Source organism: Caballeronia sp. GAFFF1 (assembly GCF_023630705.1).
In the GTDB taxonomy this organism is placed as follows: Bacteria; Pseudomonadota; Gammaproteobacteria; order Burkholderiales; family Burkholderiaceae; genus Caballeronia.
Genome location: NZ_JALQEM010000040.1, coordinates 47949 through 69333 on the forward strand (window position 1 = coordinate 47949; position 21385 = coordinate 69333).

18 protein-coding genes are annotated in these 21385 nt (G+C 62.9%); 10 read left to right on the plus strand and 8 right to left on the minus strand.

The features are described 5' to 3' along the window. Nucleotides 1–26: 26 nt before the first annotated feature. From ptsP to NCR37_RS24475, 3 genes are all read right to left on the minus strand, one after another. Nucleotides 27–2564: a phosphoenolpyruvate--protein phosphotransferase gene (gene ptsP / locus NCR37_RS24465; protein ID WP_250475395.1), complete on the minus strand. Its 2538-nt coding sequence runs from the start codon at nucleotides 2562–2564 to the stop codon at nucleotides 27–29. Nucleotides 2565–2882: 318 nt separating this feature from the next. Continuing rightward, nucleotides 2883–3146, minus strand: coding sequence for a hypothetical protein (locus NCR37_RS24470; protein ID WP_250475396.1), 264 nt, complete (start codon nucleotides 3144–3146; stop codon nucleotides 2883–2885). A 210-nt stretch (nucleotides 3147–3356) separates the two neighbouring features. Continuing rightward, the gene (locus tag NCR37_RS24475) at nucleotides 3357–4124 is read right to left on the minus strand and encodes an SDR family oxidoreductase (RefSeq protein ID WP_250475397.1); all 768 of its coding nucleotides are present in this window, start codon (nucleotides 4122–4124) and stop codon (nucleotides 3357–3359) included. Between the two features lie 103 nt (nucleotides 4125–4227). On the opposite strand from NCR37_RS24475, the gene NCR37_RS24480 reads away from it, so the two are divergent. Next, nucleotides 4228–5172 carry a LysR family transcriptional regulator gene (locus NCR37_RS24480; protein ID WP_250475398.1) on the plus strand — a complete coding sequence of 315 codons (945 nt, stop codon included), beginning with the start codon at nucleotides 4228–4230 and terminating at the stop codon, nucleotides 5170–5172. A 302-nt stretch (nucleotides 5173–5474) separates the two neighbouring features. Here NCR37_RS24480 and NCR37_RS24485 read toward each other — a convergent pair whose 3' ends face one another. Further along, nucleotides 5475–6056, minus strand: a complete 582-nt coding sequence (locus NCR37_RS24485) for a TetR/AcrR family transcriptional regulator (protein WP_250475399.1) — start codon at nucleotides 6054–6056, stop codon at nucleotides 5475–5477. Nucleotides 6057–6243: 187 nt separating this feature from the next. On the opposite strand from NCR37_RS24485, the gene NCR37_RS24490 reads away from it, so the two are divergent. The 7 genes from NCR37_RS24490 (at nucleotide 6244) to NCR37_RS24520 (ending at nucleotide 15088) form a co-directional block, all read left to right on the plus strand. Beyond that, entirely contained in the window at nucleotides 6244–7107 is an 864-nt protein-coding gene (locus NCR37_RS24490) for an NmrA family NAD(P)-binding protein (protein ID WP_250475400.1), read from the plus strand. A 137-nt stretch (nucleotides 7108–7244) separates the two neighbouring features. Continuing rightward, nucleotides 7245–8213: a bifunctional helix-turn-helix transcriptional regulator/GNAT family N-acetyltransferase gene (locus tag NCR37_RS24495; RefSeq protein ID WP_250475569.1), complete on the plus strand. Its 969-nt coding sequence runs from the start codon at nucleotides 7245–7247 to the stop codon at nucleotides 8211–8213. A gap of 514 nt (nucleotides 8214–8727) precedes the next feature. Continuing rightward, on the plus strand, nucleotides 8728–10701 hold the full coding sequence (locus NCR37_RS24500) for a sigma-54-dependent Fis family transcriptional regulator (protein WP_250475401.1): 1974 nt from the start codon (nucleotides 8728–8730) through the stop codon (nucleotides 10699–10701). A gap of 170 nt (nucleotides 10702–10871) precedes the next feature. After that, on the plus strand, nucleotides 10872–11912 hold the full coding sequence (locus NCR37_RS24505) for an ATP-NAD kinase family protein (protein ID WP_250475402.1): 1041 nt from the start codon (nucleotides 10872–10874) through the stop codon (nucleotides 11910–11912). An 18-nt stretch (nucleotides 11913–11930) separates the two neighbouring features. Then, complete coding sequence (locus NCR37_RS24510; RefSeq protein ID WP_250475403.1) at nucleotides 11931–12929, plus strand: thiamine pyrophosphate-dependent dehydrogenase E1 component subunit alpha; 999 nt, start codon at nucleotides 11931–11933, stop codon at nucleotides 12927–12929. Nucleotides 12930–12947: 18 nt separating this feature from the next. Beyond that, complete coding sequence (locus NCR37_RS24515; RefSeq protein WP_250475404.1) at nucleotides 12948–13964, plus strand: alpha-ketoacid dehydrogenase subunit beta; 1017 nt, start codon at nucleotides 12948–12950, stop codon at nucleotides 13962–13964. Then, a complete protein-coding gene (locus NCR37_RS24520; protein WP_250475405.1) occupies nucleotides 13964–15088 on the plus strand; it encodes an acetoin dehydrogenase dihydrolipoyllysine-residue acetyltransferase subunit in 1125 nt (374 codons plus the stop codon). Before NCR37_RS24515 ends, NCR37_RS24520 begins: the two co-directional genes overlap by 1 nt. 60 nt (nucleotides 15089–15148) lie before the next feature. Here the strand turns inward: NCR37_RS24520 and NCR37_RS24525 are convergent, their stop codons facing one another. Genes NCR37_RS24525 through NCR37_RS24535 form a run of 3 tightly spaced genes read right to left on the minus strand, consistent with a single transcriptional unit; the run spans nucleotide 15149 to nucleotide 16837 of the window. After that, a complete protein-coding gene (locus tag NCR37_RS24525) occupies nucleotides 15149–15553 on the minus strand; it encodes a cupin domain-containing protein (RefSeq protein ID WP_502800585.1) in 405 nt (134 codons plus the stop codon). 4 nt (nucleotides 15554–15557) lie between these two features. Further along, nucleotides 15558–16037 carry a carboxymuconolactone decarboxylase family protein gene (locus tag NCR37_RS24530; RefSeq protein WP_250475406.1) on the minus strand — a complete coding sequence of 160 codons (480 nt, stop codon included), beginning with the start codon at nucleotides 16035–16037 and terminating at the stop codon, nucleotides 15558–15560. Nucleotides 16038–16084: 47 nt separating this feature from the next. Further along, the gene (locus tag NCR37_RS24535) at nucleotides 16085–16837 is read right to left on the minus strand and encodes an SDR family oxidoreductase (RefSeq protein ID WP_250475407.1); all 753 of its coding nucleotides are present in this window, start codon (nucleotides 16835–16837) and stop codon (nucleotides 16085–16087) included. Between the two features lie 174 nt (nucleotides 16838–17011). On the opposite strand from NCR37_RS24535, the gene pdxR reads away from it, so the two are divergent. Further along, a complete protein-coding gene (gene pdxR, locus NCR37_RS24540) occupies nucleotides 17012–18502 on the plus strand; it encodes a MocR-like pyridoxine biosynthesis transcription factor PdxR (RefSeq protein WP_250475408.1) in 1491 nt (496 codons plus the stop codon). A 513-nt stretch (nucleotides 18503–19015) separates the two neighbouring features. Here the strand turns inward: pdxR and NCR37_RS24545 are convergent. Then, a complete protein-coding gene (locus NCR37_RS24545; RefSeq protein ID WP_250475409.1) occupies nucleotides 19016–19552 on the minus strand; it encodes a MarR family winged helix-turn-helix transcriptional regulator in 537 nt (178 codons plus the stop codon). A 361-nt stretch (nucleotides 19553–19913) separates the two neighbouring features. On the opposite strand from NCR37_RS24545, the gene NCR37_RS24550 reads away from it, so the two are divergent. Beyond that, a complete protein-coding gene (locus NCR37_RS24550) occupies nucleotides 19914–21236 on the plus strand; it encodes an MFS transporter (RefSeq protein WP_250475410.1) in 1323 nt (440 codons plus the stop codon). The last annotated feature ends 149 nt before the right edge of the window (nucleotides 21237–21385 follow it).

Sequence of the window (21385 nt, forward strand, 5' to 3'; positions counted from 1 at the left end):
CGCTTCTTCCGGTTATCGCCTTCTACCTATTCCGCGTATTGAGCGAGCAGCGCGCGCACTTCCGCCGTCGTGCCGAGAGCCAGTACCTTGTCCGCGAGCGCGCGGCATTCGTCCATCGTGAGGCGCGCAAGCTGTGCCTTGATCGAGCCGATGGCCGGCACGCTGACCGACAACTCGTCGATGCCTAGTCCGGCAAGCACGGGCACGGCCATCGCATCCGACGCAATCCCGCCGCACACGCCCACCCATTTGCCGTGCCGGTGCGCGCCGTCGATGGTCATGCCGATAAGACGCAGCACAGCCGGATGCAGCGCGTCGGCCTGCTTGGCGAGCTTCGGATGCCCGCGATCCATCGCGAGGGTGTATTGGGTCAGATCGTTGGTCCCGATGGAAAAGAAGTCGGCTTCCTGCGCGAGCGGCTCGGCAATCAGCGCGGCCGATGGCACTTCGATCATCACGCCGACCTTGATGCGGCTCATCTGCTCGCCGGCCTCCTCTTGCAGAATGCGTTTCACCGCGCGCAGTTCGTCGAGCGTCGCGATCATCGGGAACATCACATGCAGATTGCCGATGGGCGCGGCTCTCAGGATCGCGCGCAACTGCGTGCGAAAGAAGTCGGGCAGTTCGAGACTCACGCGCACGCCGCGCAGGCCGAGGAACGGGTTGTCTTCCTTCGGCAGCGGCATATAGGAAAGCGGTTTGTCGCCGCCGACATCGAGCGTGCGAACGACGAGCGGACGCTCTCGGCCAAGCGCTTCGGCGACGGCGCAGTACTCGGCCGCCTGTTCGTCTTCCGAAGGCGCGGTGTCGCGATTGTCGAAGAGAAACTCGGAGCGCAACAGACCCACGCCTTCGGCGCCCGCCGCGACGGCATCGCGCGCTTCCTGCGCGTTGCGGATGTTGGCGACCACTTCGATGCGATGACCGTCGGCGGTCACGGCGAGCTTGTTCGCGGCGGTTTGTTCTTGCGCGCGCTTCTCCGTCTGCCGCTCGATGCGCTCGCGCGCCTTTTGCAGGTCGTCAGCGCCGGGATTGCGCCGCAGGCTTCCGCGCGAGCCGTCGAGCACGACGAGCGTGCCGTCGGGCAACTGCAATGCGCTTTCGTCGATGCCGCAGATAGCCGGAATGCCCAGCGAGCGCGCCAGTATCGCGACATGGCTCGTCGCGCCGCCTGTCGTCGTGCAAAAGCCGAGCACTTTGCTTCTGTCGAGCGACGCGGTGTCCGAAGGAGAGAGTTCCTCGGCAATCAGGATGGATTCGCCGGGCACGTCGATGCGCGCCTGCTTCACGCCCGCCAGCAACGCGAGCACGCGGCGGCCGACATCGCGGATATCGCCCGCCCGTTCACGCAGAAGCGCGTTGTCGAGCTTCTCGAGATGGCTTGCCTGCGCCTCGAACGCGGCGCGCCACGCAAAGCCCGCGCTTTTGCCGTCGCTGATGCCGGCGATGGCCGCATCGTTGAGATCCGGATCGCCGAGCAGTTCGAGATGAGCATTGAGAATCTCAGCCTTCGACGGATCGCTCAGCTTCGCCTTCAGCGCCTCGATCTGCTGACGCGCTTCATGGTGCGCCGCGTCGAGCCGTGCGCGCTCCCGTTGCGGCGATTCGCCCGTTTCGGCCACGTCGATGACTTCGCGGCGGAACTGCACGATCTTGCCGACCGCGAGTCCCGGCGACGCCGAGACGCCGGTGAACTCGTTCGCGTCCGCGGGCGCTGCGCGTGGCGGCGCGGCGGCTTCGCCCGTCATGGCCGCAGCGGCAGGCGCGGGCGCTTCGCCGGGCTTCTCGCCCGAACCCGACGCGAGCAGGCGCGCGAGTGCGGTCGCGGCTTCGTTCGCATCGGGCCCGGCGGCTTCGACCCGCAGCTTGTCGCCGAAGCTCGTCGAGAGCGCCATCAGCGCGACCACGGACTTTGCGTTCGCGCTGTCGTTGCCGCGCACGACGCGAATCTCGGAGGTGTATTTCTTGGCTTCGGCGGCGAACACGGCGGCGGGTCGCGCGTGCAGGCCTTGCGGATTCGGCAGCGTGACTTCATCGGATACGGCCTCGCCGCCTGCGTCGCGGCTCGCGTTGTCTTTCGTCGGCGCGACGAACTCGACCCTGAGCGCGACGTCCTGGCCCGCCGTCACGAGGCCCGTGGCCGGTTCGTAGCGGGTGACGAGCTCGCCGTTCGCAATGACCATTTCCGTGAGCAGACTTACGGCCTTTGCGCCGACGACGAGCGGATCGAAGCGAATCAGCGGCTGGCCGGTCACGACGGTATCGCCTTCCTTCACGAGCGGCGTGAAGCCTTCGCCGCGCAGCATCACCGTATCGAGACCGATGTGAATCAGCACTTCGAGCCCGCAGTCGCCCGTCACGGTCGCTGCATGAGAGGCGCGATGCAGTTGCGTGACCTTGCCGGCGAGCGGGGCGAGCAATGCGTCGGAAGTCGGATCGATCGACACGCCGTCGCCGACCATCTTCTGAGCGAACACCGGATCGGGCACGGTATCCAGTTTGACCATGACGCCAGAGATCGGCGCCATCAACTCGATTCGCTCTAAACGTCGCGGAGCTTTCATCTGAACGACTCCTTGTCCCTTGACTGCGCGAGGTCGATTCATAAGACGTCTGCGCAAGGTTGTTCAACGGACCATTTGCCTACGATGAATCATAGGCAAACGAAGAGCGAATCGCCGAATTATGTGGGCAGGGTTTGATCTGATGCAGACCGCTTTGCGATTGAATCGAATCGGCGGAAATGATGCGGGAATTGAAACGTTATTAGCAACGCTAACTGATAGGTCGGTTCTTCGCTCTCGCGATATCGGCTACCTTGTCTGAGGAGAGACTTCGGAATTAGGCGATTAGAGAATAGCGCTGCGAGCGCGCAGTTTGCGTCAACTGGGTATCTTGGCGTCGATGACGCGTTGCGCTGCGCCGAGCCCGCTCGACAGAGCGTCGTCCTCCGTGCGGAAGACAGTATGGGTTTCAGAGACCAGCCGAACCGGTACGCCGACAGGCCGCTTCGGTTCAGCGGTGCAAACACTCACTACGGCTATGAATCCGACCGGGTCGCTGAATTCCGCATCGTGCGACACGGCCCGAACTGGCTCGAGGTGAATGGTGATCTCGAACCCTCGATACGGATAGCTTCGCTCCATCGATTCGCCCTCGAAAGGTTCATCAATTGCAGTGCGGATGCCGCCCGACAGCGAGCGGCAAAGGCATTCTACTTCTCCGCAATGTCGATTCGCAGCGGCGTAGGGTTTGTGCTTAGCCGGGTCGTTTGCGACTGGCGTATCTTTCGCCGATCCAAGCGCCGATGTCGCGCCGCGTGCGAATGCGCTGTAGCGGTTCCGTTCGCTCTTGCGTTACACGAGGCGCGCGCCGCCATCGACGTTCAGCGTCGCTCCGTTCATGAAGCCATTGGTCATCAGGAACACTACGCCTGCGCCGGCTTCGCTAGCGGTGCCGAGACGATGCAGCGGCAAGGTCTTCTCCATATTCGCCACGACCGCATCGCGCGCGTCGCCGAGCGCCTTGCGCAGAATCGGCGTATCGATCGGACCGGGCGACAGCGTGTTGACGCGCACCGGCGCGAGTTCGAGTGCCAGGCCGCGTGCGAGTGCTTCCATCGCTGCCGACGCGGCCGCGAGCACTGCGGTGCCGTAGGCGTTCGGACGGTCGGCGAGACTGCCCGAGATGAAGGTGACCGAGCCATCGGCGCTCAACCGATTCCCCAGGGCGCGAATGACGTGCACGGCCGCCCAGATCCGTTCCTCGAACGCATTTCGAAGATGCGCTACGTCGGCCTCGCGCACCGTCCCTGCGACAAAGGTGCCCGCCAGCAAGACCAGATGATCGACCTTCGCAATGTCTCGCACGGCCTGCTGCAGAGCGTGCGCGTCGGTCACGTCCGCCGCGCGCCATCCGGCGAAGCCATGTTGCGCGGCGACGCGTTGAGCCGTGTCGGCAGAGCGTCCGACGACGATGACCTCAGCGCCCGCCCGCTTCGCCTGAATAGCCGCGTCGAGCCCGATGCCCGACGTTCCGCCGAAGATCAGTGCCGTCTTGCCTGCCAGTGCGCGGTGAGCGACTGCTTCGGCCGGTGCGTCTTGCGGTGTCGTATTCGCGTTCATTTCCCTCTCCTTTTGGCTTCGCCGCTTTGGCGTCGATGGAAGAAGGTTAATTCGAGAGACGGAGCTTGATAATCGGGCTAGGCTTCGCTTTAATGATGCCATCATGGAACAAATCGCCATCGAAAGGCTCACTGGGCTCATCGCTTTTGCGCGTGCCGCGTCGCTGGGCAGCTACACGGCGGCGGCGCGTTCGCTGTCGGTTTCGCCATCGGCGATCAGCAAGAGTATCCAGCGGCTGGAGCAGCATTTCGGCCTCGTGCTGTTCACCCGGACCACGCGCTCGCTGACGCTGACGCCGGAGGGGCGAGATCTTCTGGAGCGCACGCAACGGTTATTGCGCGAGGCGGAAGGTATCGAGCAGGGCGTCGCCGCAGCGCGCGCCGAGCCGGCCGGAACGCTCAAGGTGACCGCGCCGCTGCCCGTCGGCGTGAACATTCTCGCGCCGGCCTTACCCGCGTTTCGCAGACAGCATCCGAAAGTGACTGTCGATGTGCGCCTCAGCGACCGCTACGTCGATCTGGTCGAGGAGGGCGTGGATGTCGCCATTCGGGTCGGCGATCCCAGCGACACGCGGTTGATCGCGCGTCGTCTGGCACCGCATCGGATTTGCGCATTCGCATCGCCCGAATACTTGCGGGAGCGAGGCGTGCCGCAGCATCCGAACGATCTCATGCAGCATGACTGCGTGAACTTCAGGTATCAGTCGACGGGGCAGGAAGCCGCGTGGCCCTTCAACGTGGGCGGCAAGCTCGTTGAGTTCACGCCTGCTTCGGCTTTGATGATCGACGTGAGCGACGCGGTTGCCGCGGCGTTGGCCGCTGGCGCCGGGATCGGGATTTCGACGACGTATATTGCAGCCTCCTACGTTCGACGGCGCGAACTCGTACCTGTGCTGCATGAGTTCGCTTACGACCGATTTCATCTGCATGCCGTGTGGCCCGAGAGCCGCCGCAGCAATCCGGCGGTAAAAGCGTTTGTCCGCTTTTTGCAGGACATCTTTCCGTCGCCGGCGCCTTGGGACGTGCTGGTGCGGGATCATGCTTCCTAGCGGCTGTTTCTGGTTCTACTCGCATTGCGCTCGGATGCTTCGGTCACTGGAGCGCCAGCCGCATTGACGAAGCGCTCTACCATAACGTTCCGCTTCCCCAGATCGTCGGCCGAGAGAACGTCAGAGCGTTTCACGCCGACTTCGGGATCGGCCGAATCTTCACGGTCGATTAACGGGTCACGCAGATCGCGGCATCCGGCAATGCCGTTCTAAAGAGCGCGTGGATATCGGTTACGTCCTTGACAGTGAGCGTGCCGTCACCGGCAGCGATATCTCACCGCCGTTTTATGTCGGAAGATCCATCAAGCGTGCTTCCCGGCGGCGGCGTCGACTCCCAGCGCCGCGCGCGTTTCACGAAGAATCTCGTCGGACAGCTCGGGATCGTCAACGGCACGAGCCAGAATAAGAGCGCCGACGATGCTCGACAGCGTGTGGATCGCATCGCGGCGAATGCTTTTCTTGCTAGCTTTCGCACGAGCCTCGGAGAAGCCTTCGATCATGCTTTCCACGTGATGGGTGAACGCCGGTTGCGCCGTAGGTTCATGCGCGATTGCTCCAGCCAGTCCCGCCATCAGACATCCATTGCCTCTATCGTCGCGGTGCTGCCCGGTCAGATAACCGTTGACGTAATCGATTCTCGACGCGCCCCGAGCCACGCCTTCCTTGAAAGATTCGAGCGCTTTGGCCGATGCATCTTCGATGCTCTTTCCGATCAGATCTTCTTTGGACTCGAAGTGATGATAAAACGCGCCGTGAGTAAGGCCCGTCGCCTTCATGATTTCGCTCAGGCTCACGCCGGAGAACCCACGCTCGCGAAATAGAATCGATGCCTGTTCCAGAATACGGGCGTGCTTCTCTGCCGTCTCCTCTGGCGGGTAACGCATACATCCTCCCAACGAACCGGTAAGAAACAAGTTGACTTCAAACAGTATAGCGATCATGCTTCGCGAATGGAAGCATGATGACCATCATGTTTGGCCGATGGCAGGCTCGTGTGGTCAATGCGTCCGTGCGTTCTGAAACATGATGGTCATACTGCTTAACCGCGTTGTTCTTTCTGCCGAGGTTCGTATGAAGAAGTTTCTTGTCACAGGTTCCACCGGTACCACGGGGGCCCCTACGGTTCGCCTTTTGCTCGAAAACGGCCACCGCGTTGCGGCATTCGTGCGCCGCGAAGACGCCCGTTCCGCGGCGCTCGCGAAACTGGGCGCCGAGATCGTGACCGGTGATCTGCTCAACATCGAAGATGTGCGCCGTGCGACGATGGGCGTCGACGGCGTCTACTTCTGTTATGCGTTGACACACGGAGCGGTAGAAGCCACGGCGATACTCGCACAAGCGGCGATCGAGCAAGGCGTCGGGCAGATCGTGTACCTGTCGCAACGACAATCGCGCCCGCACGCACGCAGTCCCGCGACTATGAGCCACTGGCTATCGGAGAGGATTCTCGATCGCTCGGGCGTTCCCACAGCGCATCTTCGCGTCAACTTCTTCGCGGAATGGATGTTGTACACAGCCAATGAGATTCGCGCCGGTCGCTATCTGACGCCGTTCGATGCACAGAGCCGCTTCGTTCCGATCGCCGCAGTCGATATCGCCCGTCTGGCCGTGCGGATCCTCGAAAATCCCGAAGCGTTCGGCAGCACGATCATTCCGCTCACTGGCTCCGTCGAAGTAAGTCACATCGAACTCACGCACATGCTTGCGGAGACGCTCGGAAAGGAGGTGCTGTTCAAGCAGGTGTCGCCGGAAGAGTTCGTGAAGACGATCGGACTGGACGGAGATCCTTCCTTTGTCCGGCATTTCAGGGCGGTCAAGATCGATCAGCAGGAGGGCTTGCTTGCCGGCGTCGTCAAGAGCGCGGCGGAGATCATTGGTCGGCCGCTGGTGACGCCCGAACAGTTTATCGAAGGGCATCGCCATCTCTTGGCTTGATCGTCATGGACGGACAGGTCCGGCCGCATGTCACCGTTCCGTCGTTCCGCGATCCTTTCGCGTGTGGCGCCGCCTTAGTTGACACGGTTGCGGTGCGCAACTATAGTAGTTGCGCACCGCAACTAGCAAAGCTATCTATGTCGCCTGAAAGCCGTCAAAATTCCCCGTCGCCGAGCAGTGTGCGTCAGGTCCGAGATTCGTCGCGCAAGCTGGTACGCGAATTGGGCTTTATGAGCGCAACGTTGGCGGACACCGACCTGTCGCCTTCTGCCGTACACGCAGTACTCGAAATCGGCGCGAGTCCCGGGATCAACGGCAAGGAACTGGCCGAGCTCCTGAGATTGGATAAGTCCAATAGCAGCAGGCAGATCGCGCGTCTGGAGGCGGCGGGGATCGTCGAACGGCGCGCGTCCGACGGCGACGCCCGTTCGTCGGAACTCTATTTGACGCATGCGGGAAAGCAACTCAGGCAGAAGATCGACCGGTTGGCGTCGTCTCAGGTGTCCAAGGCACTTGGACGCTTGAGCCATTCCGACCAATTGGCCTTGGTGCGCGCAGTCGGACTGTATGCCGATGCATTGAGGCAAGACAACGGTACAGATACACCGGTTAACAGAACCGTTTCCGCCTCTATAGTCGAGGGATACCGCCCCGGCTGCATCGGTGACGTGGCCAGCCTGCACGGGCGCTTCTATGCACAGCACTGGGGTTTCGGCGCCTTCTTCGAGAAGAGAGTCGCGACCGAACTGGCCGCGTTCGCCGAAGCCTTGCCGCAGGATGGCAAGGCGCTCTGGCTCGGCGAGCGGGATGGCCGCACGCTTGCATCGCTTGCCATCGATGGGAATCTCGAGAGCGGAGTGGCACATCTACGTTGGTTTATCGTGGACGACGCGTTGCGCGGGACGGGAATAGGAAGGCAGCTGATGACGCGCGCCATGAACTTCGTCGACGAGCATTTCACCGAGACTTACCTCTCGACGTTCAAGGGTCTCGACGCAGCGAGGCACCTGTATGAATCATTTGGCTTCAAACTGTGCGAGGAAGCTCAGGGCACGCAATGGGGAGCGAGCGTCACGGAACAGCGGTTCGTCCGTCGGACGGCCTGACCTTCGCGGCTGGCGCTTGGACCGTCGCTGTGCTCGACGCTCGTCAGCGCATCCGTCTGTCGACTAGAGACGAAGATGAATACCGTGCAGGAGCCGACGCCAACCGTCTCCATCTACCCGTTGCCGATCTAGCAACTGCCGCACACGCCGCTTGTCCGGCTCTGCCGCGTCGTGCGTGCCGACAGCAACACTGGCCCTTCATGCGCCATTGGAGCTTGCCTAACGACGCAGCCGAGATCGTCTAAGTTCATTCTGCGCAGGAGGACGATCTCTTTCTTTCCCATGTTGTTCAGTGGCCGCCGTATTCCCTCATTTTTCGGCGTAATGCTGTCCGGACACTTCGTACAAGGACTCGGAACGTGCAAACAAATTTCATCTGTTGCAGCACGCACTCATGTTGCATCGCAATGCTATCGCCCGATGACGCGCGGTTCCGAATGAAGCATCATACGGCCTGAGACACGCTCGTGCGGATCGGTCTATCCGGATTCGCACGCGAGACCAGGAGAGCACGATGGACATGCGGCAACGCGAGCACATCGAGGCAGTCGTCGCGGCGACCACGCGGGCCGAAGCGCAAGTCGTGGCGCGCACGCACGAGAGCATCATCCAGTCCTCGTGGCGGCGTTGCGTGCATCAGTACGGGCTCGATCCGTCGCGCATGCAGGAAGCGCGCATCCTGCCGCAGACGCGGCTGCGCGAGCATCAGCAACGCATCGACGGTTTCGCCCGCATCGCGCGTCACGGTCTCGAAACGCTCTACGAGCACGTTGCGGGCATGGGCTACGTCGTGCTGCTGACCGATGCGCTCGGCGTGACCGTCGATTACATCGGCGATGCGAACACCGACATCGAACTGCGACGCGCGGGTCTCTATCTCGGCGCGGAATGGAGCGAAGCCGGCGCGGGCACGTGCGCGGTCGGCACGGCGCTTACGACGGGCCAGGCGCTGACCGTGCATCAGGTCGATCACTTCGACGCCACGCATATCCCGCTGACCTGCACCGCTGCGCCGCTCTACGATTCACGCGGCGCGCTGGCCGCGATTCTCGACATCTCCGCGCTCACGTCGCCGCAAGCGCGCGACAGTCAGAATCTCGCGCTGCAACTCGTGCGCATCTACGCGGGACATATCGAGAACGCGAATTTCCTGCGCACGCATCGGCAGGACTGGATCTTGAAGCTCAACGCGTCGCCCGAATTCGTCGATGTCGCGCCGGAGTACTTGATCGCGCTCGATGCGAGCGGGCGTATCGTCGGACACAATCGTCGCGCGCACGCGATGCTCGCGGCGGAGATCGGCAGGCCCATCGCGCCCGGGGAAGTGGCCGCGTCGCTGATCGGCGTGCCGTTCGACACGCTCTTCGATGCGCGCATCGAAGAATTGGGCCGCTTCGTGTATTCGCGGCCGAGCGAGCTGCGCGCGGTGCCGCTCGCGAAATCGGGCGGACTGCTGTATTTGAGCGTAATGCCGCCCGCGCCGTGCGTCACGCCGGCCCGCAACGCGGCGTCGCCACGCAGCGTCGAGGTGCCCGCGCCGCTCGCCGCGCTGGGCGGCGGCGATGCCGCGCTCGCGCGTCAGCTGGAACGCGCCGCGAAGCTCGTCGATTCGCCCATCAACCTGCTGATCAACGGGGAAACCGGCAGCGGCAAGGAATTCTTCGCGAAGGCGCTGCACCGCGCGAGCGCGCGTCGCGCGGGACCGTTCGTCGCCGTGAATTGCGCCGCGATTCCGGAGACGCTCATCGAAAGCGAATTGTTTGGGCATCTGCCGAACAGCTTTTCGGGCGCGGGCGCGAAGGGCAAGCGCGGCCTGATTCAGGAAGCCGACGGCGGCACGCTTTTTCTCGACGAGATCGGCGACATGCCGCGCGAACTGCAATCCCGTCTGCTGCGCGTGCTGGCCGAAGGCGAAGTGCTCGCAATCGGCGCGTCGCGGCCCGTATCGGTCGATGTGCGCGTGATTTCCGCGACGCATCATTCACTCGATGCGCTCATGCAGGACGGACGTTTCCGCGAAGACCTGTACTACCGCCTGAACGGCGCGCGCTTCACGCTGCCGCCGTTGCGCGAACGAAGCGACCTCGACTGGCTCATCGACAAGTTCCTCGAAGGCGCGGTCACGCTGTCGCCTGCGGCGCGCGAGCGCTTGCACCGGCACGAATGGCCGGGCAATCTGCGCGAGCTGAGCAACGTGCTGCGTTATGCGCGCGCGGTGTGTTCGCACGGCGTGATCGACATAGATGACCTTCCGGAAGGATTCGCAAGCGACTCCGTGCCGGTCGAGGCGCCGCCGCGCGCCGTCGAGGACTTCGACCCGCACCGTCTGCCGCCGGAAGGCATGTTGCTGATGCAATACCTGCGCGCGGCAAGCTGGAACCTGAGCGCAGTCGCGCGTCAGATCGGCGTGAGCCGCATGACCCTCTATCGGCGCATGGCGCGTTACGGCATCCGCTCGCCGAATCAGCGCGACGCGAATGGTCACTAACGGCTGATACGCCTGTACTCCCGCCGATACACCTGCCGCTGTGACACCTGTCACGGCGGCGCTTGTCACATCGCACCGAAATGCGGCTTTTCTACGGGAAATCCCGCGTTTTTTCGATTGGCATAGGCTTTGCCTTTATCCGCCGCACACAAGAACGACGGAGACAAGGCATGTCAAAGCCGCTCGTCGGCATCATTGCCAATCCTGTTTCGGCGCGCGATATCCGGCGCGTGATCGCCAATGCCAACAGCCTGCAACTTGCGGACCGCGTGAATATCGTGTTGCGGCTGCTTTCGTCGCTGGCGTCGTGCGGCGTCGAGCGCGTATTGATGATGCCGGACCGCGAAGGCCTGAAGGTCATGCTCGAACGTCATCTCGCGCGCAAGCACGGCCCGGACGCATCGCTTGCCCAAGTCGACTTCCTCGACATGCCCGTGACCGCGCGCGTCGACGACACGTTTCGCGCCGCACGGATGATGCGCGAGGCGAGCGTCGATGCGCTCATCGTGCTCGGCGGCGACGGCACGCATCGCGCGGTCGTGCGCGAGTGCGGGCAAGTGCCGATTGCGGGTCTATCGACGGGCACGAACAACGCGTATCCGGAGATGCGCGAGCCGACCATCTCGGGACTCGCGACAGGGCTCTATGCGAGCGGCCGCGTGCCGCCCGCCGAAGCGCTCGCGTCGAACAAGCGGCTCGACATCGAGATACGCGATGCGAGCGGCAACGCCCGCCGCGACATTGCGCTCGTCGATGCCGTCATCTCGCATGAGCAGTTCATCGGCGCGCGCGCGCTCTGGAAGATCGACACGCTCGCCGCCGTCTACGTCTCTTTCGCCGATCCCCAAGCCATCGGCATGTCCGCGATCGCGGGTCTGCTCGAACCGCTCGGGCGTCACGAAACGGGCGGCGTGGCGATCGAACTCGCCGCGCCGGGGCAAGGCGAATTCGTACTGCATGCGCCGATCGCGCCGGGGCTCATCGAACCGGTGCCGATCGCGAACTGGACGCGCCTCGCCGATGGCGTGCCGCATCGCGTGAAGCAGCGCTCGGGCATCGTCGCGCTCGATGGCGAACGCGAGCTCGCCTTCGGCCCGCGCGATGAAGTCACGATCACGCTTACGGAAAACGCCTTTCGCAGTATCGACGTGGCCGCATGCATGCGTTACGCGGCTGCGTCCGGGCTGATGCGTCAGCTCGAGCTTCGCTAACTCAACCGGGAGACAACCATGACAGCGTCGCGACAGCATGCGGGCGGCTTGCCGCTCTCGAAGGATGAACTGTTGAGCGCGTATCGCAAGATGCGCACGATCCGCGATTTCGAGGAACGTCTGCACGTCGATTTCGGACGCGGCGACATTCCAGGCTTCGTGCATCTTTACGCGGGCGAAGAAGCGGCGGGCGTCGGCATCATGATCCATCTGAACGACGGCGACCGCATCGCGAGCACGCATCGCGGACATGGACACTGCATCGCGAAGGGCGTCGATCCTGTCGCGATGATGAAAGAGATCTACGGCAAGAAAGGCGGTTCGTGCAACGGCAAGGGCGGCTCGATGCATATCGCCGATCTGTCGAAAGGGATGATGGGCGCGAACGGCATTCTCGGCGCGGGCGCGCCTTTGATTTGCGGCGCGGCGCTCGCGGCGAAGTTTCGCGGCAAGGGCGAAGTCGGCATCACGTTCGCGGGCGATGGCGCGTCGAATCAGGGCACGTTTCTCGAAAGCCTGAACCTCGCGGCGGTGTGGAATCTGCCGGTCATCTTCGTGATCGAGAACAACGGCTACGCCGAATCGACGGCGCGCGACTACGGCACGGCGGTCGACAGCTACGTGGATCGCGCGGCGGGCTTCGGCATTCCGGGCGTGACGGTCGACGGCACCGATTTCTTCGCGGTCTATGAGGCGGCGGGTGAAGTCATCAAGCGAGCGCGTGAAGGCGGCGGACCGGCGCTGCTCGAATGCAAGATGATCCGTTTCTACGGCCACTTCGAAGGCGATGCGCAGACGTATCGCGCGCCGGGCGAACTGGACGATATCCGCTCCAACAAGGATTGCCTGAAGAAATTCGCGGCCGCCGTCACGCAAGCCGACGTGATCTCGCCCGGAGAACTCGACGCCATCGATCGCGAAGTCGCCGCGTTGATCGACCGCGCGGTGCAGGAAGCGAAAGACGCGCCGTTGCCGACCGCCGCCGATCTGCTCACCGACGTCTACGTCAAATATTGAATCGAGGAGACAACCATCATGGCCCGCAAACTGAGCATGAAGATGGCGATCAACGAAGCCATCGATCAGGAAATGACGCGCGATCCGAGCGTGATCGTGCTGGGTGAGGACATCGTCGGCGGCGCAGGCGCGGACGGCGAAAAGGACGCGTGGGGCGGCGTGCTCGGCGTGACGAAGGGACTCTACGCGAAGCACGGCGACAGGTTGCTCGACACGCCGCTGTCGGAAAGCGCGTATGTCGGCGCGGCGATCGGCGCTGCGGCGTGCGGCATGCGACCGGTCGCGGAACTCATGTTCATCGACTTCATGGGCGTGTGCTTCGACCAGATCTTCAATCAGGCCGCCAAGTTTCGCTATATGTTCGGCGGCAAGGCTGAAACGCCGGTTGTTATTCGCGCGATGGTGGGCGCGGGCTTTCGCGCGGCGGCTCAGCACAGCCAGATGCTCACGTCGCTCTTCACGCACATTCCGGGGCTGAAAGTGGTCTGTCCTTCGACGCCCTACGACACCAAAGGATTGCTGATTCAAGCCATTCGCGACAACGACCCTGTGATCTTCTGCGAACACAAGAACCTGTACGGCTTCGAAGGCGAAGTGCCCGAGAGCTCGTATGCGATCCCGTTCGGCGAGGCGAACATCGTGCGCGACGGCAAGGACGTGTCGATCGTCACCTACGGATTGATGGTGCATCGCGCGCTCGAAGCGGCATCGACGCTCGTGAAGGAAGGCATCGAGGCGGAAGTGGTCGATTTGCGCACGCTGTCGCCGCTCGATATGGACACTGTGCTGGAAACGGTCGAGAACACGGGACGGCTCGTCGTCGTCGATGAAGCGAATCCGCGCTGCAACATCGCAACCGATATTTCCGCGCAGGTCGCGCAACAGGCGTTCGGCGCGCTGAAGGCCGGCATCCAGATGGTCAGCGCGCCGCATACGCCGGTGCCGTTCTCGCCAGCGCTCGAAGACTTGTACATTCCGAGCGCCGCACAGATCGCCGAGGCCGCGCGAAAAACCATGCAGGGAGGAAAGCACTAATGTCCGCAATCACACCGATCGTGATGCCCAAATGGGGCTTGTCGATGAGGGAAGGCACCATCAATGAATGGCTCGTGGGAGAGGGCACGGAGATCACCGTCGGCATGCCGATTCTCGACGTCGAGACGGACAAGATCGCCAATGCCGTCGAAGCGCCCGACGCCGGCCTGCTGCGGCGCAAAGTGGCGCAGCCCGGCGACACGCTGCCCGTTAAGGCGCTGCTTGGCGTGCTCGCGCCGTCCGAGGTGAGCGACGCCGAAATCGATGCGTACGTGTCCTCTTATGTGACGCCCGCCGAGGACGAGGAACAAGGCGAGGAAGCGGCGGCGTATCACTTCGTCGATGTCGATGGCATCCGCGTGCGCTACGCATCGCGCGGCGGCGATGACGCGAGCCGCGCTGCCGTGCTCTTCATTCACGGCTTCGGCGGCGACCTCGACAACTGGCTGTTCAATCTCGACGCGCTCGCCGAGAAGCATCGCGTGTTCGCGCTGGATTTGCCGGGGCATGGGCAATCCACGCCGAAGGTGCCGGGCACGTCGCTCGCGGATCTGGGGAACTTCGTCGGCAAGTTCATGGACGCGGTGGGTCTCGAACGAGCGCATCTCGTCGGGCACTCGATGGGCGGCGGCATCGCGGCGCAGATGGCCGTCGATCAGCCGAGGCGCGTGCAATCAATCGCGCTGATTTCGCCTGCCGGTTTCGGCGATGAAGTGAACAACGCGTACACCGAAGGCTTTGTCACAGCCGAATCGCGCCGCGAGCTGAAGCCGGTCGTCGAACTGCTGTTCGCGAACCCTGAACTGGTGAGCCGCCAGATGCTCGACGATCTGCTGAAGTACAAGCGGCTCGACGGCGTGAGCGACGCGCTGAGATCGCTCAACGGCGGATTGTTCGCGGGCGGCAGGCAGAGCGCGCAGCCGGGCGCAGAGCTCGCCGCGACAGAAAAGCCGGTGCTCGTGATCTGGGGCGCGAAAGACCAGATCATTCCCGCCGCGCACGCGAAGCACGCACCGGAAGGCGCGACCGTGCGCGTCTTCGAAGACGCCGGTCACATGAGTCAGATGGAGAAAGCAAACGAAGTGAATGCGCTGTTGAAGGCGCATGTCGAGAACGGCGGCTGATGTTTTCTTCGACGTGCGCGCGCCCCGCTGGAAAAGGCCGCCAGCGGGGCGCGGTCGACGCTACTTCACCGGCGTCAGGATCGGTGCGCCTTGCTTCTTGAGCAGGAAGACGACGAACTTCGCCGGCTGCGTCGCGCTGGCATTGCGTCCGACGGTGTGGATGTCGTTGGGGCCTTCATGAAACGTGTCGCCAGGCTTGAGCGTCACTTCCTTGCTGCCCTTAACGCCCATGACGATGCTTCCCTCTAGCACATACACGAAGGCGTGAGCGTCATGACGATGCACGGGATCCACTGCGCCGGGCGGATAGTCGACGACGATCATCTGAAGTTCCTTGCCCGGATAGTCAGGCAACGGCTCCGAGCGAAGTGGCGTCACGCTTGCCTCTGGCGCGGCCATGACGGGCGGCGCGATCACTGAGCCGATACTCATTACGGTTGCAGCGACGCAAAGCATTGTCTTCATGACATCACTCCAGGCCGGCCTTGTCCAGCCCGAACGCCTTGTCGGACGAACCGGGCGCCGTGCGGAACGCGACATTGAGTCGGTTCCAGCTATTGATCACTCCCACGAGGAAGGTGAGGTCGGAGAGCTCCTTATCGGAGTACTGGGCGCGCACGCTGTCGTAAATGTCGTCCGGCACGCCCTCAGAAGGAATGTTCGTCAGCACCTCGGCCCATGCGAGCGCGGCCCGTTCGCGCGGCGAGAACAGCGTCGACTCGCGCCAGATTGCCACGTGATGCAGGCGCAGTTCGCGCTCGCCATGAATCTTCGCCATCTTCACATGCATGTCGACGCAGAAGGCGCAGCCATTGAGCTGTGACGCCCGAATCTCGACGAGCTCGCGGATGTGCGTCTCGATCGTCGATTCCTGAAGCAACGTGCCAAGCTGGATGAGCTTCTTCGAAAGCTCCGGGGATTGCTGAAAGTAGTCGATGCGTCGCGTCATAATGGACTCCTAAGTGATGATGTGTCGTGAAAGTTCGGTGAGGACAGTCAGCCGCGTTTGGCCTGAGCGAGCCACTGGTCGAGACCGATCTGACCGATGCGCGCTTCGCCGAGCGGCACGAGCGATAGTTCCTCGACCACGCCGCCGTAATACCGCGCCTTCGAATCCGTCACGACCGGGCGTGCGTCGCCTACGGATTTCAAGTATCGCGCGACAATCTCCGCGAACGGCGCGCGATCCGGGCCGGCTATGTCGATGGTGTCGTTCAGAGGCCCGGCGAGCGCGACCTGCGAAAGGATCGCCACGATGTCATCCACGGCGATCGGCTGGAACTGTCCGTCGCCGACCCGTACTGTGCCGCTCTCCGTGCTGAAGTCCGCGATGCCACCGATGAACTCCATGAACTGTGTGGCCCGCACGATCGTGTACGGAACGCCGGCCGCCCTGATGGCCTCTTCCTGCGCTACTTTGGCGGCAAAATACGCATTCTCCGGCATGCGGTCGGTTCCGACGATCGACAGCGCGACGTGATGGCCCACGCCCGCCGCCACTTCGGCCTTGCCGAGATTGCGCGCCGAGGTGCGAAAGAAATCGAGCACCGCCTGCGGTTCCCATGACGGCGCGTTCGTTACATCGACGACCGCGTCCGCGTTCATGAGCGCCGTGGTGAGACCTTCGCCCTTCACGGTGTTGACGCCGCTACGCGGCGATGCAGCGAGCGCCTGATGGCCTGCCTCGTTGAGCAGTGCGACCAGACGCGAGCCGACGAGGCCCGAACCACCGATTACGACGATCTTCATGGCAGATCCTCCAGATAGGTCAGTGAAACGGCGGGCGTGGTGACGCGTGAAGGTTCTCCGCCGTCGCATTGCCCACAACCAGTATGGGACAATGATGGTCTACAAATAAGGGGCAAGAATCGTCGACACGACTAGTCCAAGATTGCCCCGCTGCGCGTTGTCGGAGAGACGATCATGAACGCCCGAAGTCCTGCATTGGCTATCGAGATCGATCGGCTGAAGCCTTTGCCGATCTATTTACAGATATGCGAGCGATTCAGGACGGCGATCGCAGCCGGGCATTTGCGTCCGGGTGATCGCGTGCCCGCGCTGCGCAACCTCTCGACGCAGTTGAGCACGGCCCGCGGCACGGTCGAGCTGGCCTATTCGATCCTCGTCGACGAGGGCTATCTGCAAATGCGCGGTGCCGCCGGCACGTTCGTATCGCCGTCGCTACCGGCGTCGGTCGTGCATGGCGCGGAGGAAAAGCGAGCGGGCAGCGGGAAGACGCGAGACGCGCAACGTAGCCAGCCGACGCGGTCCGACGGCGCGGTCACCGTTGCCATGAGCGGCGAGCCGCGGCCGTTGCAGCCGGGGCTGCCGGCGCTGGACGCGTTTCCGCGCAAGATATGGAGCCGGCTGGTTTCGCATCGCGTGCGTAGCGGGGATCGCGCGATGCTCGCCTACCCTGATCCAATGGGCTACAGACCGCTGCGCGAACGCATTGCGACCTATCTCGGCTTGTCGCGCGGTGTCACTTGCCTGCCCGAGCAAGTGTTCATTACCGGCGGGTATCGCGCGACGCTTGAACTCGTGCTGCGCAGTCTTGCGCAATCGAACGATCGCATGTGGTTCGAGGATCCCGGCTATCTGCTCGCGCGAAATTTTCTGACGGAGACCGGCGTCCAGTTGACGCCCGTGCCGGTCGACGATGACGGAATGGACATAGCGCGCGGCATGGAACTGGACCCCGAGGCGCGCTTTGCGCTGGTCACGCCGTCGCATCAGAGCCCGCTCGGACAAGTACTGTCGCTGACGAGACGCCTCGCGCTGCTGGACTGGGCGGAGAAGGGCGCGCGCTGGATTATCGAGGACGATTACGACAGCGAGTTCCGCTACTCAGGCAGGCCATTGCCGGCCCTGAAGAGCCTCGATCGGCACGATCGGGTGATTTACACCGGTACGTTCAGCAAGGTGTTGTTTCCCGGCCTGCGGCTCGCGTATGCGGTGGTGCCGGACCGTGCTGTCGAGCGCGTCGGACGGGTGGCGTGCTCCATGAACGCCGGGTCGCCCGCGCTATTGCAAGCTGCAGCGACGGACTTCATCGAGCAGGGGCATTTCGCGCGGCATGTGAAGAAGATGCGCGCGTTGTACGGGCAACGACGCGTCTTCATTGCGGATGCGCTGGAGCAGGCGTTCGGCAAGCGGTTGCGTATCGATTTGCCGCCCGGCGGAATACAGTTCGCCGTGCGATTCGCTGAAGGCTCTGATGGGCCGGTCGACGATGTCGCTGTCGCCGCGCGTGCCCGCGAAGCGGGCCTCGGCGTGCTGCCGCTTTCGATCTGGTATGCGAACGCACGTATGCCGCGCACGCCACGGGGTCTTGTCATGGGTTTTGCGAACATCACGGATGCGAGCGAAGCGGCTCGTCTCGCCAGGAAGTTGCGAAGCTGCCTGGAACGCTGAGAGGGGCGACCGTTTCAGTTCCGACGCGAACCTCGTGACGCTGGAACATCGGTTGCTCAGACGAATAGCCTGCGGAACGCTGTCGTGCTGTTGCGATGCTCTCCAGCGGGTATTCTTTGAGAGGAACTCGGAATGAAAACACGTCATCTTGTCACGGCCGCGGCCGCCGTACTTGTCGTTGCGAGCGGCACCGCTCTCGCCCAGGAACAAAGCGCGCCGATGGCCGGCGCATCTCACACTACCGATTCGAGCATGGCAACGTACGGTCCGTCCACCTACCGCGGCTCGGACTATGGCGGCGCCGCCTACGGCGATAGCTCGGCCGGCGCCCGCAACTACGGCGAGTGGGCCCGAGCCCGCAATCCGGCGAACTGCCCGCCGGGACTCACGTGTAACGTTTATAAGGGATCCTGATTTTCTGCGTCCGGACACCGCCTCGCCCTGTATGAAGCCGGCCGCATGCGACGGCTGCATCGAGCATGCAGTGCGAGGAGGTGGCTGGACGCGAGCTGCTCAGCTTTGTCCCTTGGCCGCTCTGCGGAATTCTTCCACCAGCTTGTCGACGATGCTGTTCAACTGCCGGCGCTCGGACGCGCTCAGGATCGACAGCATCTCGGCCTCCATCGACTGCCCGAGTTCGTCGCTGGACTCGCGCATGCGCTTGCCGGCAGCAGTCGGCCACAGCTGAAAATGGCGCGCGTCGTCGGGATGGATGGAGCGCCGCACCAGATTACGATCGATCAGGTCGGACAGTAGCTTGGACAACAGCGTCTTCTCGATGAGCGTCTGCTCCTTGAGCACGCTCGCGGTGATGCCCGGCGTGTCGCAGATCGCCCGCAGCACGCGTAGCGAGCGCACATCCACGCCGAATCGGGGCCGATAGCCCGCATTCGCTCGGCTGATCATCTCGCTTTTGATCAGGTCCAACTTGAAGGTCAAATAATGCGTCGCCCCGCCACAAGCGGCGATGCTGTCTCCTGGCTTACCTCCGTCGTCGCCGTCCTCTTCCTGTCGCTCTTTCTTGAGCGCTCGTGGCCTTCCTGCTCGCATCTGATGCCGTCCTGTCGGGAGACTTCATTCGAAAAGCGTCTAGCCGCCATGTAGGCATGCCGGCAGCCGCGCTGTTATCGGTGCTGTTATCCGTGATGATAGCCCAGCTCGGCGACGCGGTCCGTTTGCGTTAGGGAATGTCATTAGTTGAATAATGCAACTATTGAAATACTATCTGAACGTCGCGCGGTCGATTGCTTTCATTAGAGGATTAGGCGGTCCGGACCGCCAAACAGGCAAGAGCTCAACACTTTCCGACGACGGAGCCACCGGCACTCGACGCGGCCGTTCACCTTCGAAGCCCGCGGGAACGTATCGCAGACGGCATCCGAGGTCATTTACGAGAGAGGACACGATGGACATGAACCGAACAGGCGCGCGCGTTCCCACACCCGCGATGGTGCGCAAGGTTGTGATTGCGTCGGTGCTGGGAAACGCGTTTGAGTGGTTCGACTTCGCAATCTACGGCCTCTTTGCCGTAATGATCGCGAAGCTCTATTTCCCAAGCGGAGACGAGTTCGCGTCGCTGTTGCTGACGCTGGCGACCTTCGGCGTCGGCTTCGCCATACGGCCGCTGGGCGGGGTTCTGCTGGGTCTGTACGGCGACCGCGTCGGCCGCAAGAAGGCGCTGTCGTTGACCATCGTTTTGATGTCGGTCGGCACCGGAATGATCGGGATTCTGCCGACGCACGAGGCCATTGGCCTTGCAGCGCCGATTCTCATGGTGCTCGCGCGACTCATTCAGGGATTCTCGGTCGGCGGGGAATTCAGCGGCGCGACAACCATGCTGGTCGAATTCGCGCCGGTGAATCGCCGCGGCTTTTTTGGCAGCTTCCAGATGTGCTCCCAAGCACTCGCGTTCTCCATAGGCGCGCTGGTCGCGTATTTGTTGACCGTCAATCTCACGCCGCATGATCTGGAATCGTGGGGCTGGCGTTTGCCGTTTCTATTCGGCATCCTGATTGGTCCGGTCGGATGGCTCATCCGGTCGACGGTAGACGAGTCGCCGGAATTCATCGCCTATGCAAACGATGTTCAACGGGGCAAGGTGAAGCGCGTGAATACACCGCTTCGTGCCGTGTTTCGCGACCATTCGCGCGCAGTGCTCGGCACACTCGGCGTGTCGATCGTCGGAACGGTGTCGGCCTACGTGTTCGTGTTCTTTCTCCCAATCTTCGCGAAAAAGCAACTCGGCATGCCGGCCTCGGATGTGAACCTGAGCACATTCATTGGCACGCTCATCGTTCTCGCTGTTTGTCCGCTCGCCGGTTATCTGTCGGACCGCTTTAGCCGCAAGTCGGTGATGCTGCCCGCAATCGTCGCCTACGGCATCGCCTCTTATGTGCTGTTCAAACAACTCGTGAACGTGCCGACGTTCAGTTCACTGCTCGCGGTGCAGATTGGCGTCTCGTTCCTGATGAGCTTTTTCTGGGGCCCCACGCCGGTCGTGCTGACCGAAGTGTTCCCTGTGAGCGTGCGCTCCACCGGCGCCGCGGTCACATACAACCTCGCGGTGTTGATCTTCGGCGGACTCGCGCCTTTCGTGAACACGTGGCTCGTGCACGTAACGGGCAGCAACCTCGCGCCGATCTACTATGTGCAGTTGAGCGTGGTGATCGGCATCGCAGGCGTGCTCGTGTTGCCGTCGACGGGACGGCGCACGTCGCCGGGTTTCGCGACTTGAGCGGCTTGGGTGGCGAAGACGCAGGGGCGAGCGTCTGCATGCAGTATCGCAAGCTGTCTCTAGAATGAAGCTATTGATGACCACAGTCGTTCTCCGGCGCGAATAGCGAGTCGGGAGGCGATACGGCCAGCTATCGACGCACGCTTGCA

Coding starts and splice junctions, on each gene's coding strand:
- NCR37_RS24500 (WP_250475401.1), top strand. CDS start 8,728: ATGGACATGCGGCAACGCGAGCACATCGAGGCAGTCGTCGCGGCGACC.
- NCR37_RS24510 (WP_250475403.1), top strand. CDS start 11,931: ATGACAGCGTCGCGACAGCATGCGGGCGGCTTGCCGCTCTCGAAGGAT.
- NCR37_RS24515 (WP_250475404.1), top strand. CDS start 12,948: ATGGCCCGCAAACTGAGCATGAAGATGGCGATCAACGAAGCCATCGAT.
- NCR37_RS24485 (WP_250475399.1), bottom strand. CDS start 6,056: ATGCGTTACCCGCCAGAGGAGACGGCAGAGAAGCACGCCCGTATTCTG.
- NCR37_RS24520 (WP_250475405.1), top strand. CDS start 13,964: ATGTCCGCAATCACACCGATCGTGATGCCCAAATGGGGCTTGTCGATG.
- NCR37_RS24550 (WP_250475410.1), top strand. CDS start 19,914: ATGAACCGAACAGGCGCGCGCGTTCCCACACCCGCGATGGTGCGCAAG.
- NCR37_RS24490 (WP_250475400.1), top strand. CDS start 6,244: ATGAAGAAGTTTCTTGTCACAGGTTCCACCGGTACCACGGGGGCCCCT.
- NCR37_RS24530 (WP_250475406.1), bottom strand. CDS start 16,037: ATGACGCGACGCATCGACTACTTTCAGCAATCCCCGGAGCTTTCGAAG.
- NCR37_RS24525 (WP_502800585.1), bottom strand. CDS start 15,553: ATGAAGACAATGCTTTGCGTCGCTGCAACCGTAATGAGTATCGGCTCA.
- ptsP (WP_250475395.1), bottom strand. CDS start 2,564: ATGAAAGCTCCGCGACGTTTAGAGCGAATCGAGTTGATGGCGCCGATC.
- NCR37_RS24535 (WP_250475407.1), bottom strand. CDS start 16,837: ATGAAGATCGTCGTAATCGGTGGTTCGGGCCTCGTCGGCTCGCGTCTG.
- NCR37_RS24505 (WP_250475402.1), top strand. CDS start 10,872: ATGTCAAAGCCGCTCGTCGGCATCATTGCCAATCCTGTTTCGGCGCGC.
- NCR37_RS24480 (WP_250475398.1), top strand. CDS start 4,228: ATGGAACAAATCGCCATCGAAAGGCTCACTGGGCTCATCGCTTTTGCG.
- NCR37_RS24475 (WP_250475397.1), bottom strand. CDS start 4,124: ATGAACGCGAATACGACACCGCAAGACGCACCGGCCGAAGCAGTCGCT.
- NCR37_RS24545 (WP_250475409.1), bottom strand. CDS start 19,552: ATGCGAGCAGGAAGGCCACGAGCGCTCAAGAAAGAGCGACAGGAAGAG.
- NCR37_RS24470 (WP_250475396.1), bottom strand. CDS start 3,146: ATGGAGCGAAGCTATCCGTATCGAGGGTTCGAGATCACCATTCACCTC.
- pdxR (WP_250475408.1), top strand. CDS start 17,012: ATGAACGCCCGAAGTCCTGCATTGGCTATCGAGATCGATCGGCTGAAG.
- NCR37_RS24495 (WP_250475569.1), top strand. CDS start 7,245: ATGTCGCCTGAAAGCCGTCAAAATTCCCCGTCGCCGAGCAGTGTGCGT.